Source organism: Streptomyces atroolivaceus, from assembly GCF_000717025.1.
GTDB lineage: Bacteria > Actinomycetota > Actinomycetes > Streptomycetales > Streptomycetaceae > Streptomyces > Streptomyces atroolivaceus.
The window spans coordinates 430137-446281 of sequence record NZ_JNXG01000003.1 but is presented as its reverse complement, the minus strand read 5'-3'; the positions used below and the strand labels follow the sequence as shown (position 1 = coordinate 446281).

Sequence of the window (16145 nt, the reverse complement as noted above, 5' to 3'; positions counted from 1 at the left end):
GATCCTGACCGCACGTCTCTCTTCGTCTGACTCATGTGGAGCCTCAAGGAGCCGATCAGATGGCCAACTTCTCCAAGTCCAGCGTGCCGCAGTTCTCCGTCGAGGTGTACCAGAACGAGTTCCTGCCCGAGGGCGGCCGCGACGTCAACGCGATCGTCACCGTCACGTCCACCGGCGGGGGGACGACCGGCGGCGTGCCGCTGGCCGCCGGTGCCCCGGCGTCCGCGCGCGTCCCGGGGCGGGCTCCCGCCGCCGCCGTCGTGCTCATGGTCGACTGTTCGGGGTCGATGGACTACCCCCCGACGAAGATGCGCAACGCACGCGACGCGACGGCGGCGGCCATCGACACGCTGCGCGACGGCACGCGATTCGCCGTGGTCGCGGGAACGCATGTGGCCGACGACGTGTACCCGGGCAACGGGCGGCTGGCGACGGCAGGCCCGCAGACCAAGGCCCAGGCGAAGGAGGCCCTGCGCAGGCTGAGTGCGGGCGGGGGTACCGCGATCGGGACCTGGCTGCGCCTGGCCGACCGTCTGCTCGGGGCCGCCGAGGTGGACATCCGGCACGGCATCCTCCTCACCGACGGGCGCAACGAACACGAGTCCCCGGAGGACCTCCGGGCCGCTCTGGACTCCTGTGCGGGCCGGTTCACCTGTGACGCGAGAGGGGTCGGCACCGACTGGGAGGTGAAAGAGGTCACAGAGATCGCCGGCTCCCTGCTCGGATCGGCCGACATCGTGGCCGATCCGGCAGGCCTCGCCGCGGACTTCACACGGATGATGGAGAACGCGATGGGCAAGGAGGTCGCGGACGTCGCTCTGCGGCTCTGGACGCCCGTCGGTGCCGAGATCGTGTTCGTCAAGCAGGTCGCCCCCACGGTCGCCGACCTGAGCGGTCGCCGCACCGAGGCGGGGCCGCGCGCGGGCGACTATCCGACCGGCTCCTGGGGTGACGAGTCCCGGGACTACCACGTGTGCGTCAGGGTCCCGGAGGCCGGGATCGGCCAGGAGATGCTGGCGGCCCGGGTCTCGCTGATCCTGCCCCCGTCCCCGTCGGCCGGCGGCGTCCCGCAGACCCTCTCCCAGGGCCTCGTACGCGCCGTCTGGACGGACGACATGGCCGCGTCCACCTCGATCAACCCCCAGGTGGCGCACTACACAGGACAGGCGGAACTGGCGCAAGTCATCCAGCAGGGACTGGATGCGCGTAAATCGGGAGACTTCGACGGAGCGACGGCGAAACTGGGCCGCGCGGTGCAGCTCGCGTCGGCCTCCGGAAACGCGGATACTGCGAAGCTGCTTTCGAAGGTGGTCGACGTCGTCGACGCGGCGACCGGTACTGTGCGACTGAAAGCGAGGGTCGCGGAAGCGGACGAGATGACACTCGAAACGCGCTCGACCAAGACGGTTCGCGTCAAGAAATAGCGACTCGAACGACAACCCACCATCGTTCGGAGAGCCGCCCCGGCCGACCGGACGGTGCACCGACAAGCATGGCGGCCTCCGGGCCGGACGAGGAGAGGGGGAAGCGCCGACATGCCGACCTGCCCGAACGGACACCAGTCGGGTTCCGAGGACTGGTGCGAGGTCTGCGGACACCGCATGGCCGGGACGGGCGCGCCCACGGGCGCGGTCCCGCCGCCGCCTCCTCCGCCCCCCGCGCGCGGTTACGGCTACCCCCACGGTCCCGGCACCGGGGAGCCGACCGCACAGGCCGAGCTCTGCCCGCAGTGCCGCACCCCGCGTGAGGCGATGGCGCCGTACTGCGAGGAGTGCCGCTGGAACTTCCTCACGAACACGGCGACGTCGTACACGCCGCTGGCCCCGCAGGGCGGCGGCCCGGCGCCCGGCCTGAATCTGCCGCCCGGCTTCCAGGCGCAGCAGGGTCCGCCGCAGCAGCAACAGCAGCGGGACTCGTTCGAGTACCAGAGCTCCCGGCCCTCACAGATGAACCGGCCGGCGGAGCCGCTCTCGTCGGAGGAGGGCGGCCGCCCTGGTCCGCCGCCGCCCCCGCCCTCCTTCCAGCAGGGGCCGCCGCCTCCGCCGTCGTTCCAGCAGCAGTCGCCGTCCCCCTTCGAGGCGCAGGGCCGGCAGGGTCCCCCGCCGCAGTTCGATCCGCAGGGACGGCCGGGCCTGCAGGCCCCTGGCGAGAACGGCCCCGGTCCGCAGGGACCCGGCCCGCAGCGACAGGCCCCGCACGGCCCCGGCCCGCAGGGACCCGGCCCGCAGGGACAGGCACCACAGGAACAGGCACCGCACGGCCCCGGCCCGCAGGCGGGGCCTCCGTCGCCGTTCGAGCCGTCGCGGCAGGGGCCGCCTCCCCCGCCTTCGTTCCAGCAGCAGTCCGCACCTCCGGCGCCCCAGCGGCCCCAGGCGCCGCAGCCCGGTGGGGGTGACGACTGGATGCTGCCGCCGCCCTCGCAGCAGCAGCCTCCGCAGGCCTTCCAGCAGGGGCCGCAGACGCCGCAGGGGCCTCAGGCTTCCCAGGCGCCGCAGCAGCAGTTCCCCGGTCAGGGGCCCGGCCAAGGCCCAGCCCAGGGTGGAAGGGACCAGGGGCCTGGCAGTTGGTCTGCCGTGATCGCCCCGGACCGCGACTACTTCCTGGCGATGATGCAGCGCAGCGGTCCGGAGGCGACCGGGCTCAACCTGCCCGCGTACTCTCCGGAGCAGCACCTCCCGCTCAACGGCAGCCAGATCACCATCGGCCGCCGCCGGCACAGCACCGGCGAGTCCCCCGACATCGATCTCGCCGTGCCGCCCGAGGACCCGGGCGTCTCGCACCAGCACGCCGTGCTGGTGCAGCAGCCGGACGGCAGTTGGGCCGTCGTCGACCAGAACTCCACCAACGGCACCACGCTCAACGGTGCCGAGGACCCGATCCAGCCCTATGTCCCCGTCCCGCTCCAGGACGGGGACCGGGTCCACGTCGGGGCCTGGACGACCATCACGGTCCGCCGCGACTGATCCGGCGGGACCGCGACGCCCGCCGGCACGGACCGGGGTCCTAGGACCCCGGTCCTCGGCCGGCGCGTCTGCGACGATGGACGGGTGACAGAGATTCCGCGCGACACGCTTCAGGAGCAGACCTTCTACGAGCAGGTCGGCGGCGAGGAGACCTTCCGTCGCCTGGTCCACCGCTTCTACCAGGGCGTCGCGGACGACCCGCTGCTGCGGCCGATGTACCCGGAGGCGGATCTGGGCCCGGCCGAGGAACGGTTCGCGTTGTTCCTCATGCAGTACTGGGGCGGGCCCCGCACCTACAGCGACCAGCGGGGACATCCCCGGCTGCGGATGCGGCACGCCCCGTTCCAGGTGGACCGTGCGGCGCACGACGCCTGGCTCGGGCACATGCGGGCGGCCGTCGACGAACTCGGCCTTCCTCCCGAGCACGAGCGGCAGTTGTGGGACTACCTCGTCTACGCCGCCGCCTCGATGGTGAACACCCCGGACTGACCGTGTGCGGAATTCGGCGCTCCGTAACCGCATAACGGTCACGATCCCATCAAGGTGCCTCCACAAGCGGTTTCCAGGAGCCCGTGCCCTCTGAAAGCATCCGGTACACGCTGCGGGGCGTGCGGCTGCTGAGGGTGCGGGGGATCAGGTGACGGGGTTCGTCTTTCTGCGGGTGCGGGCGCACGGGCTCCTGCTCTCCGCAGCCGTCCTGGCCGTGCTGCTCACCACCTGTGTGCTCGCCGCGCTCACCGCGTTCTCCGGCTCCATGGGCGACGCCGCGCTCCGGCACACGCTCACCCACCGCTCCGCCGAGCAGGCCGCCCTCTTCGTCTCCGCCGACGTGGACCGTGAACGGCGCGCGGAGGCCGACGCCACGGTGCGCAGGGCGGCCCACGACACGTTCGACGGACTGCCGGTGACCGTACGGAAGCTGGAGAGCTCGGGGCCGTACGCCCTTCCGCCCGGCCTCCGGACCCCCGCCGCGCAGCGCGGTGAGCCCGATCTGACGCATCTCGCCTCGCTCGACCGCAGCCGTGTCCGCCTCGTCGCCGGCCGCATGCCGGATGCCGGGGCCGGGGGCCCGAAGGAGCCCGTGCAGGTGGCACTGCCCCGCGCCGCCGCGGAGGCACTGAAGCTGGAGCCTGGCTCCGCCCTCACGCTCACCGACCGGTTGAGCGAAGCGCCGCTGCCGGTCGAGATCACCGGTATCTACGAGGCGTCCGACCTGGACGACCCGTACTGGCGGCTGGACCCGCTGGGCGGGCGCGGTGCCCGCAAGGTCGTCTTCACCACCTACGGCCCTCTGCTCGCCGATCCCGCCGTGCTCGGTTCCGGCCGGACCAGCGCCGGCCCGGTGTCCTGGCTGGCCGGCGCCGACTTCCGCGCGGTGACGACCGACAGGACCGAGGCGCTGCGCCGGGCGTCGGCGGACGGGCCGAAGGCACTGTCCGCCTCCGCGGTGCTCGGGGGCGCGGCCACGGTGCGGACGGCGCTGCCGACCGTCATCGACCAGATCGACCGGGCGCTGCTGGTGTCCCGCTCGACGATCATGATCGTCGCCGTGCAGCTGGTCCTGCTCGCGGGATACACCCTGCTGCTCGTGGCCAGGCTGCTGAGCAGCGAGCGGGGCGGTGAGACCGAGCTGCTGCGCGCCCGGGGCGCTTCCAGGGGCCGGATCGCCTCGTCCGCCGCGATAGAGGCGCTGCTGCTCGCGGTGCCCGCCGCCGTCGTCGCGCCGTTGCTCGCCGGTCCCCTGACCAGGCTGCTCGCGGACCGGAGCGAGCTCGGCCGCATCGGGCTGCGCCTCGACGGCGGAGTGGACGGCACCGTCTGGCTGGTGGCGGGCGCCGTCGCGCTGGTGTGCGCGCTCGCCGTGGTCGCGCCCGCTCTGGCACCGGGGGCGGGCGGGCTCCGGGGGGCGCGCGCCTCGTCGCTGCCCACCCCGGTGCGAGCGGGCGCCGACATCGGGCTGCTGCTGATCGCCGGGGTCGCGTACTGGCAGCTGGACCGGCAGACCGGGGCGTCCGGCAGCGGTGCGCTCAGCGGCGACAGGGAAGGCGATCTGGGCGTCGATCCGCTGCTCGTCGCCGCCCCCGCGCTGGCCCTGCTCGCGGGTACCGTCCTGACCCTGCGCCTGCTCCCGCCCGCCGCCCGGCTCGCCGAGCGCAGGGCGGCGGGCGGCCGCGGGCTGTCCGCCGCCCTGGCGGGCTGGCAGTTCAGCCGGCGTCCGCTGCGGGGCGCGGGCCCGGTGCTGCTGCTGGTCCTGTCGGTCGCGATGGGCATGCTGGCCATAGGTCAGAGCGCGTCCTGGGACCGTTCGCAGCGTGACCAGGCCGATTTCAGGTCGGGTGCTTCGGTGCGCATCGTGGGCACCCTGTCCGGCGACCCGGCGAAGGCGGCCGCCTACACGGACCTGCCCGGCGTACGGGAGGCGGCTCCGGCGTTCCGCACGACGGCCGAGCTGTCCGGCGGGCGGACGGCCGAGGTGCTCGCCCTGGACACCGCGCACGCGGACGAGCGGATGCTGATGCGTGAGGACCTGGCCGGCACGTCACCGCGGGGGCTGTTCGAGGCGATCGCACCGCCGAGGACCGCCCGGACCGGGGTCGTCCTGCCCGACGGCAGTGAACGGGTGCTGTTCGATCTGCGCATCCGCGACACCTCGGCGCCCGGCGGGAAGTCCCCCTCGGACGCGACGGCGCTGGTCAGCGTGTTGCTGGAGGACCGTTACGGCATCGGGTACCGGGTCGGGGCGGGCACCGTCCCCGTCGACGGCCGTACGCACGCCGTGGCCTTCCCCGTGGCGGCGTCGGGCGAGCTGGCGGTGACCGGGTTCGAGCTGGACGGTGACGTACCCGCGGTCCGCTCCGAGGAGCGGCTGGTCTCCGTGACCCGGCTCCGCGCCCTGACCGCGGACGGCAGCGAGCGGCCGGCACCGGCTTCGCAGGGGGTGCGCTGGCGGGCCACGGCGACCGTGTCCCAGGAGGGTGAGACGCGCCCCGGCGAGACGGTCCGGGAGGTGACCGGCTCGGGGGCCTCCCCGGCCTTCCGGTACGGCACCGGAGCCACCTTGCCGGACGACTCGTTCTTCGGCAGCGGCGCCGCCTCCGGCACCCTCCGCATCACGGCGGCCCGTCCGGCGGCGCCCGCGCTGAAGGCCGTGGCCACCGACGCGTATCTGACGTACGCGGGGGCGAAGCCCGGCCAGGAGACCGACCTCACGCTGGCGGGCCACACGGTCCGGGTGACTCTGGTGGAGTCGGTGCGGCACCTCCCGACCACCGGCCCCGGAGCGGCCGCCGGCGCGCCCGAAGGCGCGCCCGAAGGCGCGCCCGAAGGCGCCTCGGACAGCACGGCCACGAAGACGGGTGGCGGTCTGCTGCTGGACCTCAAGGCGGTGTCGGAGGTGCTCGCCCACCGGCCGGGGGCCACCCTCGCGCCCACCGAGTGGTGGCTGAGCACCGCGCCCGGCGACGTCCCGGAGGTGGCGGCCGGGCTGCGCGGGCTGCCCGGCACCGATCCGGCGCAGGTGCGGGTGCGTGACGAGGTGGCACGGGAGCTGTCGGACGACCCGCTGGGGGCGGGGCCGCAGTCCGCGCTGCTGGCCGTCGCCGTGGTGGCCGGCGCGCTCGCCGCGGTCGGATTCGCCGTCGGCCTCGTGGGCTCGCAGCGCGAACGGGCCGCCGAACTGGCCGTGTTGCGGGCCCTGGGCGCGCCCCGCCGCCGGCTGGCCCGGATGATGGCCGCCGAACAGGGCGTGCTGATCACCCTCGCCCTGCTGATCGGCCTGGCCCTGGGGGCGGTGCTCACCCGGGCCGTCGTACCGCTCGTCGTGCTGACCGGCCAGGCCGCCAGGCCGGTGCCGGATGTGCTGGTGCTGCTGCCGGCCGGACAGGTCGCGGTCCTGCTCGCCTCGGTCGCCGCACTGCCGCTGCTGATCGTCGCCGCGATCACACTGCGCGGCACCGATCCGGCGGTATCGCTGCGCCACCGAGGGGACAACTGACATGAACGCCGCCAAGGTCCCTGCCGCCTGCGCGCCCTGGGTGCGTACGAGGCTGCGCACCGCCCCCGGCATCTCCGCCGCCCTCGCGGTCCTGGTGTTGTCGACCGCCTTCCTCGCCGCCGCGTTCACACGTTCCGTGGACGCGTACGAGACGCAGGCACTGCGCCACGACATCAGGACCGCCTCACCGGGGCAGAGCGTGCTCGAAGTCACGACGCCGCCGCCCCCGCTCGGGCAGACGCCCGCGGTCCGTGAGGGCGCGATGCGGGAGAACGCCCTCTCGTCGGCGCACGGTGCGCTGATCGGGGCGCTCCCGGACCCCGTGCGCGCCGATGTTCCCCGCTCCTCGTACGGGGTGCACACCACGAAGCCCCTGGTCGCCGATGAGGCCTGGCTGCCCCGCCCCGACGCCCTGCCACCGCAGCTCACGTACGCCGCCCCGTCGGCGCTCCCCGGCCACAGCACCCTGCGGTCGGGGCGGTGGCCCGTGGCACGGGGGACGGTGACGCCGAGGACCCGTGAGGTGGAGGCCGCCGTCACCGTGGAGACGGCGGCGGAGCTGAGGATGAAGCCGGGCTCCGCGGTCGCGGTGCCCACCCAGGGCGGTGGGACGCTCACCGTGCGCGTCACCGGCATCGTCGAGCCACTGCGTCCCGAGTCGGGCTACTGGGCGGTGGACCCGCTGTTGCGCGCCCCCTCCCTGGTCAGGGACCCCGGGTCCCCGACGCCCGTCTACTACTGGCGGGCGACGCTGCTGCTGCCCCCGGACACCGGTCCGGCGCTGCTGGGCACCACGGGCGAACCCGAGCTGTACTGGCGGCTCGCCCCCGACGCGTCGGGGCTGACCGCGTCCGACGTCACCGGGTTGCGGACCGGCGTCGCGGCCGTGGAGAACGGCCCCGGGCTGCTGAAGCTGCGCGGGATCACCGGGCCGAACACCACGCTCACCACCGACCTGGACGCGATCCTCGACGCCTACTCCGCGATGCGTCACGCCATCGGCCCCGTCGTCACCGTCGCCGCGGTCGGGATCGGGGCGGTCGCCGGCGTCGTCCTGCTGATGACGGGCGGGCTGATCAGCGCCCGCCGCCACCACGAGCTGGCCCTGCTGCGCTCCCGCGGTGGCTCGCTGAAGGGCATCGGCGGGCGGCTGCTGGCCGAGACGGCGGTGGCGGTCCTGCCCGCGGCGGCGCTCGGGCTGCTGCTGGCCGTCCTGCTCGTCCGCGAGGCCCGTTTCGTGCCCTCCCTGGCCGGTGCCGGTGCCGTCGCGGCGCTCGTGTGCGTGGTGCTGCCGCTCCGCACCGCGCTGCAGCACCGCAGGCCGTCGCTGCACGGCGCCCGCGACGACCTGATGAACGCCCGGCCCGGCAGGCGGCGCACGGTGGCCGAACTGACCCTGCTCGTCCTCGCGGCCGGAGCCGTCGCGGCGCTGCGCCGCCGGGGTACGTCGACGGGCTCGGGCACGGACCTGCTGGTCAGTTCAGCGCCCGTCCTGGTGGGGCTGATCGCCGCGCTCGTTCTCGTACGGCTGTACCCCCTGCCTCTGCGGCTGGCGGCCCGCCCCGTGGCCCGTCTGCGGGGAGCGGTCGGCTTCCTCTCGCTGGCCCGCGCGGGCCGGGCCTCGTCGAACGGCACGCTGCCCCTGCTCGCCCTTCTCGTCGCACTGACCACGGCCGCGTTCGGCGGTTCGGTGCTCGCGGGGGTCGCGGACGCCCGCGACGAGGCCGCGCTGCGGGCCGTCGGCGCGGATGCCCGGCTCAGCGGGGAGGGCGCGCTCTCCCCGGTCTCCGACGGGGTCCTCCGTCAGGTCCGGGCGGTGGACGGCGTCCAGGACGTCGCGGCCGTCCGCATCGAGTACAGAACGCCGCTGGCGTCCGGCCAGGACACCAGGTCCGACACGGAACGCGTGACCCTGATGGGCGTCGAACCGGAGTCGTACGCACGGCTGGCCCGCGGCACCGGGCTGCCCCCCTTCCCGACGGCCGAGCTGCGGAACGGGCCGGGGCAGGACGAGGTTCTCCCCGCGATCGTCTCGCCCGCGGTCGCCGAGCGGCTCGGTGAGCGGCCGCAGACCATCCGGTCGCAGGCGGGGGACATCACGGTGCGGGTCGCGGGGGTGCTCTCGCGGACGTCCGCGGTGAGCGGTTCGGACTTCCTGATCGTCGACGCGGAGGGGCTGGCGCTTCCGGATCCCACGACGCTGCTGGTCACCGGGACCTCGCTCGACGGACAGGAGCTGCGGGCCGCCGCGCGCGAGGCGGGTCCGGAGTTCGGGGTGCGGCTGCGATCGGCGGAGCGCGAGAGGTTCGTGGACACCCCGATGCAGTCGGGTGCCGAACGGATCTACGGGGCGGCCGTCGTGGCGGGCGCCGGGTACGCGCTGCTCGCCGTGCTCCTCTCCCTGCTGCAGACCGCGCCGGAGCGCACCACTCTCCTGGCACGGCTGCGCACCATGGGGCTCACCACCCGCCAGGGGCGGCGGCTGCTCGCGTTCGAGGCGATGCCGCAGGCACTGCTGGCCGCGTTCGGCGGGCTCCTCGTCGGCTGGGCGACCGTCGCCCTGCTGGCACCCGGCATCGATCTGGGCGCGCTGGCACTGGCCGGCGGCGACCCCTCGACGCCGGCCACCGCTTCCCTGCGGGCCGACCTCCGGTCGCTGGTGCCCCCGGCGGCCGGGGTGGTCCTCCTCGCCGCCACCGTCGCCGGCGTCCAGGCGTGGTGGGCGAGCCGTCGTGGATCGATCAAGGAACTCAGGGCAGGAGACACCCGGTGACGTCATCGACAGAGACCACCCTCGCGGAACTCGAACAACGGGCCGCCGCGCGCCGTGACAGGCCGTCGTACGGGCACGACGCCCTGATCGCCTGCGACAGGCTGGTCCGCATCTTCTCGACGGACGGCGTGGAGGTGCAGGCGCTCCAGGGGCTCGATCTGCTGGTCACCGAGGGGGAGTTGATGGCCCTGGTCGGCGCCTCGGGCAGCGGGAAGTCGACGCTGATGAACATCCTGGCCGGCCTGGACGTCCCCACGGCCGGCTCGGCGAAGGTGGCGGGCTGCGACCTGCTGGCGATGGGGCAGAAGGAGCGGCTGCGCTACCGCCGCGACGTCGTCGGTTTCGTCTGGCAGCAGACCTCCCGCAACCTGCTGTCCTACCTGACCGCCGCACAGAACATCACGCTCCCCATGCAGCTGCGCGGGGGCGGCCGGAACCGCGAACGGGCCGCGCGGGCCGAGGCGTTGCTGGAGATGCTGGACGTCGCGGACTGCCGCGACCGCCGCCCCGCCCAGATGTCCGGCGGGCAGCAGCAGCGGGTCGCGATCGCGGTGGCCCTGGCCAACAACCCCTCGGTGCTGCTCGCCGACGAGCCGACCGGTGAGCTGGACTCCGCGACCGGCGAGCAGGTGTTCGCCGCGTTCCGCCGCGCCAACGAGGAGCTCGGCACGACGATCGTGATCGTCACCCACGACCAGGCGGTGGCGGACGAGGTACGCCGTACGGTCGCCATCCGCGACGGCCGTACGTCCTCCGAGGTGCTGCGGCGCACCGAGGTGGACGCGGCGACGGGCAAGGAGTCCCAGGTGGCGAGGGAGTACGCGATGCTCGACCGTGCGGGCCGGCTGCAACTGCCCGCCGAGTACACCGAGGCGCTGGGGATGGAGCACCGGGTGGTGCTGGAGCTGGAGCAGGACCACATCGGGGTGTGGCCGGACGCGCCGAAGGAGCAGGGCGCGTCGAAGGAGTAGGACGCGCTCGAGGCCCGAGGAAGCCGTGTCAGCCTCGCGGCAGCGAGGACCGTGGGCGGGCGCTTCGGCTCTCCCGGCTGGGGGGACCGAGGGCTTCCTGGCGTCCGGGGCCTCGTGCGAGCGCGCCGGACACCCTGCCCGGCGACCTTCAGACGGTCCCGACGGTCACCGCGAGCGTGCCGAGGCCGCCGGAGCCCGCGCTCCTCAGGGCGATCGAACCGAACGGCGTCCGCAGCCGCAGCCATGAACCCGTCGTGAGCAGCGCGACGGGGAAGCCCGGCTCCTGGCGCAGGAAGCCGAGGGACTGGGCGGCGTGCACGGCGCGCAGGGGGAGTTCCGTGTCCCCGACCGTCCGGGACCAGATGTCACGGCCGATCAGGTCGCGTTCCGCGCGGGTGCGCCGCTCCTCGGGCAGCGCCGCGTCGCGGGCCCGGAACTCGGCCACGGCGTCGGCGAGCTCGGTGCGCAGGTCGACGGGGCCCGGCAGCCCGCGGCACTCCTGCCAGCCGCCGCGCGGCGGCAGCATCCCGGCCCAGGGCGGCCCGGTTACCGGCGCCGGCAGGGCGCTCACGCCGGCCGCCTCGTCGGCCCCGTCCGTGTTCAGCGCTTCGAGGAGTTCACCGGCCGAGACCGTGATGTCGAAGTCGTGGGACCCGGACAGCCGGACCGTCCGGATCGCCAGGACCTCGAACGACGGCGGGCGGCCGAAGACGGCCAGCGCACCGCCGCCCGCCTGGAGGCGGACGGCGGCGGCCCGGTCGTAGTGCAGCAGCCGGCCGAGGAAGGCGGCGAGGTCCGCCGCCTCCCTCGCGTCGGCGAACCGCGGCGACCGTACGGGCACTGTCATACGACGGCCGGCTCCTGGTCGAGGTACTCCTGGAGGAAGAGCTTCTCCTCGGCGGTGATCCGCCGGGGCCGCTCCTCGGCCAGGTTGTAGGGCACGACGACCGTCGACGCCCGTACGTAGACCTGGTCGGGGTCCTTGACCTCGTAGGCGATCGTCAGCGACGCCGCGGTTATCTTCGTGACCCAGGACTCGATGGTCACCGGCGCGTGCCGGTGGACGAGCGGGCGCACGTAGTCGATCTCGTGACGGGCCACGACGGAGCCGCCCGAGAAGGACGGCGAGCCGTCCCCTGGCGCCAGCCGGAACATGAAGTCGATGCGCGCCTCCTCCAAATAGCGGAGGAAGACCACGTTGTTCACGTGGCCGAAGGCATCCATGTCCGACCAGCGCAGGGGGCAGCTGTAGATGTGACGGGCCAAGTCGATCAGCCTCGCGTGAGCTTCTTGTACGTGGCACGGTGCGGGCGGGCCGCGTCCGCACCGAGGCGCTCGATCTTGTTCTTCTCGTACGACTCGAAGTTGCCCTCGAACCAGTACCACTTGGAGTCGCCCTCGTACGCCAGGATGTGCGTGGCGACGCGGTCCAGGAACCAGCGGTCGTGGGAGATGACCACAGCGGCTCCGGGGAACTCCAGCAGCGCGTTCTCGAGCGAGGACAGGGTCTCGACGTCGAGGTCGTTGGTGGGCTCGTCGAGGAGCAGCAGGTTGCCGCCCTCCTTGAGCGTCAGCGCCAGGTTCAGGCGGTTGCGCTCACCACCGGACAGGACCCCGGCCGGCTTCTGCTGGTCCGGGCCCTTGAAGCCGAACGCGGAGACGTACGCCCGCGAGGGCATCTCGACCTGTCCGACGTTGATGTAGTCCAGCTCGTCCGACACGACGGCCCAGAGGGTCTTCTTCGGGTCGATGTTGGCGCGGGACTGGTCGACGTACGAGATCTTGACCGTGTCACCGACCTTGATGGCGCCGGAGTCCGGCGTCTCCAGGCCCTGGATCATCTTGAACAGCGTGGTCTTGCCCGCGCCGTTCGGACCGATGACACCGACGATGCCGTTGCGCGGGAGCGTGAACGACAGGTCGTCGATGAGGACCTTGTCGCCGAAGGCCTTCGAGAGGTTCTCGACCTCGACGACGATGGAACCGAGCCGCGGGCCCGGCGGGATCTGGATCTCCTCGAAGTCCAGCTTCCGCATCTTGTCCGCCTCGGCCGCCATCTCCTCGTAACGGGCGAGACGTGCCTTGGACTTGGTCTGACGGCCCTTGGCGTTGGAGCGGACCCACTCCAGCTCTTCCTTGAGCCGCTTGGCGCGCTTCTCGTCCTTGCGGCCCTCGACCTTGAGGCGGGTCGCCTTCTTGTCGAGGTACGTCGAGTAGTTGCCCTCGTAGGGCAGCGCGCGGCCGCGGTCGAGCTCGAGGATCCACTCGGCGACGTTGTTCAGGAAGTACCGGTCGTGCGTGACGGCGACGACGGCGCCCGGGTACTTCGAGAGGTGCTGCTCCAGCCAGTTCACCGACTCGGCGTCGAGGTGGTTGGTGGGCTCGTCGAGGAGGAGCAGGTCCGGGGCCTCGATGAGCAGCTTGCAGAGCGCCACACGGCGCTTCTCGCCGCCGGAGAGGTTGTTGACGGGCCAGTCGCCGGGCGGGCAGCCCAGGGCGTCCATGGCCTGCTCCAGCTGGGCGTCGAGGTCCCACGCGTTGGCGTGGTCCAGGTCCTCCTGGAGCTTGCCCATCTCGTCCATGAGCGCGTCGGAGTAGTCCGTCGCCATGAGCTCGGCGACCTCGTTGAAGCGCTTGAGCTTGCCCATGATCTCGGCGGCGCCGTCCTGGACGTTCTCGAGGACGGTCTTGCTCTCGTCGAGCTTCGGCTCCTGCATGAGGATGCCGACGCTGAACCCGGGCGACAGGAAGGCGTCACCGTTGGACGGCTGCTCCAGGCCCGCCATGATCTTCAGCACCGTGGACTTACCGGCACCGTTGGGCCCCACGACACCGATCTTCGCGCCGGGCAGGAAGTTCAGATTGACGTCATCGAGAATCACCTTGTCGCCGTGCGCTTTGCGCGTCTTGCGCATGGTGTAGATGTACTCAGCCAAGAGAAACCGTCCGGCAGCAATAGAGGTGTGGGCAGATACACCCATCTTGCCTGACGTCCGCACCCGGATGGAAACCCGTCCGGCCCCCGGTGCGGTCCCGGTGCGTCCGCCCGGGCCGGCGGAGCGGCTCGTGGGACGACGTCGCAACGGGCTCCGGTACAGCTCAGGGGCCGGGGGCGGAACGCGCGGAGCCCGGCACGGAGGTCCGTACCGGGCTCCTCACCGGCGCAATTCCCGCTGCGCCTGTGGTCAGTCACTCACCGCTGTCCTGCGGCTGCTTGCGGCGGAGCAGGAAGACGGCGCCGCCGCCGAGGACGACGAGGGCGATGGCGACACCCGCGATGACGGGGGTGGCACTGGAGCCGCCGGTCTCGGCGAGGTCGCCCTCGGCTCCGGTGGAGCTGGTGCCGGTCTGGGCGGGAACGGGCTCCGCGCCACTCTGGGTGCTGATGTCGTCACCGGGGACGGGGGCGCCGGCGGTCGCGCAGTCGAGGACGCCCCTGAAGTTCTTGCTGAAGCCGCCGGGGCCGGTGATCGTGAAGTCGTACGCCTGGTCCTCGGCGACCGGGATCGTCACCGTGCGGGTCTCGCCCGCCGCGATGGTGTGTTCGGTGCCGGCCAGCTCGAAGGTGAAGGCCTCGTCGCCCTTGTTGCCCACCGTGATGTCCACGCCGCCCTCGGCGCAGTTCTTCCGGGCGGTGAGCGCGGGCACCGCGCCCTTCTCCGCCCAGGTGGCGCTCGCCGTCGCGGTGACCGTGGACTCGCTCGAGCCGGCGAGGATCATGGTCTGGCTCTTGGTCAGCCCGGCGAAGACCCGGCCGACGGGCACGGACGTGCTGGCCTGGACGGTCAGCGAGGCCGAACCGTCCGCGGCGTCCTCGGGGATGTCGAAGTAGAGGCCGGTGCCGTCGGCCGCTTGGGTGATGGGCTTGCCGTCCTTGTCGGTGACCTCGACCCCGCTCGCGGCGGCGTCGGCGGGCGGGGTCACGGAGACCTGGCCCGCGTCGGTACGCACGGTGACCGGGCCGACCCGCTCACCCGCCTTGCCGGAGACCGCAGCGGGTTCCAGCGCCACGGAGGCCTTGGGCTCCGCGACGCTCTTCGCCTCCTTCTCGAGCCAGTCGGCCAGCTTCTCCGCGTGCGCGTCCTTGGCCTCGACATCGGCCTCGTCGGAGAAGCGCCAGATCGCGACCTGGGTGCCCGCCGCCGCGGTCTTCGCGGTCAGCGGCCCGGTTCCGGCCTCGTCGGCGAGCTCGGCGAGGTCGTCGACCTGCGGGTACGAGTGCTGCAGGATCCAGCGGATCCTGCCGGCGTTCCCGTTGGCGCCGAGCGAGGTCTGGTCCCAGGGGGTCTCCAGATACTTCGCCTGGTCCTGGGTGGGGTTGTGGATGTCGATGCAGTACGTCTTCAGCTGGCCGCCGCCGTCGACGTCCAGCTCGAACAGGCCCGCGGGAAGCTCCTGCGTCGCGCCCGCCGCGCCGTCCTCACCGCCGGTGTGGAGCACGGCGGTGTCATAGGTCTTCAGCCCGTCCAGCACGGCGGTCGCCCCGCCCTGGTGCTGGCCCGCCTCGTCCGCCGTCGCCGCCGTGGCGCCGACGAGGGTGCCGGCGGCGACCAGCCCGCCGGCCAGCACCGCGGCTGCCGCTCTGACGAGACCGCGGCCCCGGCCGCCACCGGCAGGCCCCTGGCCGTGCCGCCCGCTTCCGCTCCGGCTCCCGCGGGAGCCCTCCGTCGCCGCCGTCGACGACGAAGTGGACGCTGAAGACACAGAAAACACAGAATTCCCCTCCGGGCGAGACCTCACGCATGATGCGCGTGTGGGAGGTGTCTCGCCAGCAAACTCAAGTGCCGCATGAGTACTGGGGAATCGTAAGGAGCGAGCGAAGAGGAATCCCCCGTCATGCCGTCAGACAACCATTCCGACTCATAATCGTTATAGCCCTGTTCGGCGCGCCCCCTCCCCTTCAGGACATCGATGCCATTTCTGTGGCCGGTTTCTGACGATGCGTAGGCGCCGTCAGTGCGGGATCACCTCTGACCACCCGCCGGAACGCCGCCGTTCCCCTGGTCAGGTCGTGCCCCACCGCCAGGGCGTCGATGTCCACGGAGGTCTTCCACGCCCCCTCGCGCTCCTCCTCACGCACCTTCAGCCGTCCGTGCACGACGAGCGGCTCCCCGACGGAGACCGAGCCGGACAGATTCGCCGCGAGTGTCCTCCGTGCCCATACCGTGTAGAAACTGGTGCGGCCGTCAGCCCAGATCTGCTGCTCCCGGTCCCACCGCCGGGGCGTCACCGCCAATCGGAATCGCGCCGTCGATCCGGCCGCCGTCTCCCGGAAGTCCACCGGCGTCGCGGCGTTTCCCACCAGCGTCACCAAGGTCTCGTTCATTTCCCGTCCCCCGATTCCCTGCCGTAATCCGTCCGCTTTCCGTACCGCTGCCCGCCCTGCACCGATGCGGTGCGATGGTGTGCGATCCGGTGCGTCTGTCTGATCCGCTGCGAACCAT

Annotated in this window: 11 protein-coding genes; 6 read left to right on the top strand and 5 right to left on the bottom strand. The window is 72.9% G+C overall.

Annotation, left to right across the window (positions count from 1 at the left end; all coding sequences use genetic code 11):
• Nucleotides 1–59 precede the first annotated feature (59 nt).
• The 6 genes from OO67_RS11090 to OO67_RS11065 all read left to right on the top strand — a co-directional run bounded on the left by OO67_RS11090 (nucleotide 60) and on the right by OO67_RS11065 (nucleotide 10701).
• Nucleotides 60–1424 (top strand): vWA domain-containing protein, encoded by a 1365-nt coding sequence (locus tag OO67_RS11090; protein WP_033299313.1) that lies wholly within the window; start codon nucleotides 60–62, stop codon nucleotides 1422–1424.
• A 111-nt stretch (nucleotides 1425–1535) separates the two neighbouring features.
• On the top strand, nucleotides 1536–2963 hold the full coding sequence (locus tag OO67_RS11085; protein WP_033299311.1) for an FHA domain-containing protein: 1428 nt from the start codon (nucleotides 1536–1538) through the stop codon (nucleotides 2961–2963).
• Nucleotides 2964–3047: 84 nt separating this feature from the next.
• Nucleotides 3048–3452 carry a globin gene (locus tag OO67_RS11080; RefSeq protein WP_033299310.1) on the top strand — a complete coding sequence of 135 codons (405 nt, stop codon included), beginning with the start codon at nucleotides 3048–3050 and terminating at the stop codon, nucleotides 3450–3452.
• Nucleotides 3453–3600: 148 nt separating this feature from the next.
• Nucleotides 3601–6957 (top strand): FtsX-like permease family protein, encoded by a 3357-nt coding sequence (locus tag OO67_RS11075; RefSeq protein WP_033299309.1) that lies wholly within the window; start codon nucleotides 3601–3603, stop codon nucleotides 6955–6957.
• A 1-nt stretch (nucleotide 6958) separates the two neighbouring features.
• Complete coding sequence (locus OO67_RS11070) at nucleotides 6959–9730, top strand: FtsX-like permease family protein (RefSeq protein ID WP_033299308.1); 2772 nt, start codon at nucleotides 6959–6961, stop codon at nucleotides 9728–9730.
• Nucleotides 9727–10701, top strand: a complete 975-nt coding sequence (locus tag OO67_RS11065) for an ABC transporter ATP-binding protein (protein ID WP_033299306.1) — start codon at nucleotides 9727–9729, stop codon at nucleotides 10699–10701. The genes OO67_RS11070 and OO67_RS11065 overlap by 4 nt, the downstream gene beginning before the upstream one ends.
• Before the next feature lie 148 nt (nucleotides 10702–10849).
• Here the strand turns inward: OO67_RS11065 and OO67_RS11060 are convergent, their stop codons facing one another.
• From OO67_RS11060 to OO67_RS11040, 5 genes are all read right to left on the bottom strand, one after another.
• On the bottom strand, nucleotides 10850–11548 hold the full coding sequence (locus tag OO67_RS11060; protein ID WP_033299305.1) for a DUF8010 domain-containing protein: 699 nt from the start codon (nucleotides 11546–11548) through the stop codon (nucleotides 10850–10852).
• Nucleotides 11545–11967 (bottom strand): acyl-CoA thioesterase, encoded by a 423-nt coding sequence (locus OO67_RS11055; protein WP_033299304.1) that lies wholly within the window; start codon nucleotides 11965–11967, stop codon nucleotides 11545–11547. The genes OO67_RS11060 and OO67_RS11055 overlap by 4 nt, the downstream gene beginning before the upstream one ends.
• A gap of 5 nt (nucleotides 11968–11972) precedes the next feature.
• Nucleotides 11973–13637, bottom strand: coding sequence for an energy-dependent translational throttle protein EttA (ettA, locus tag OO67_RS11050; RefSeq protein WP_078597823.1), 1665 nt, complete (start codon nucleotides 13635–13637; stop codon nucleotides 11973–11975).
• Nucleotides 13638–13890: 253 nt separating this feature from the next.
• Nucleotides 13891–15414, bottom strand: coding sequence for an LAETG motif-containing sortase-dependent surface protein (locus OO67_RS11045; RefSeq protein WP_033299302.1), 1524 nt, complete (start codon nucleotides 15412–15414; stop codon nucleotides 13891–13893).
• A 187-nt stretch (nucleotides 15415–15601) separates the two neighbouring features.
• On the bottom strand, nucleotides 15602–16027 hold the full coding sequence (locus OO67_RS11040; protein ID WP_033299301.1) for a single-stranded DNA-binding protein: 426 nt from the start codon (nucleotides 16025–16027) through the stop codon (nucleotides 15602–15604).
• Between the last annotated feature and the right edge of the window lie 118 nt (nucleotides 16028–16145).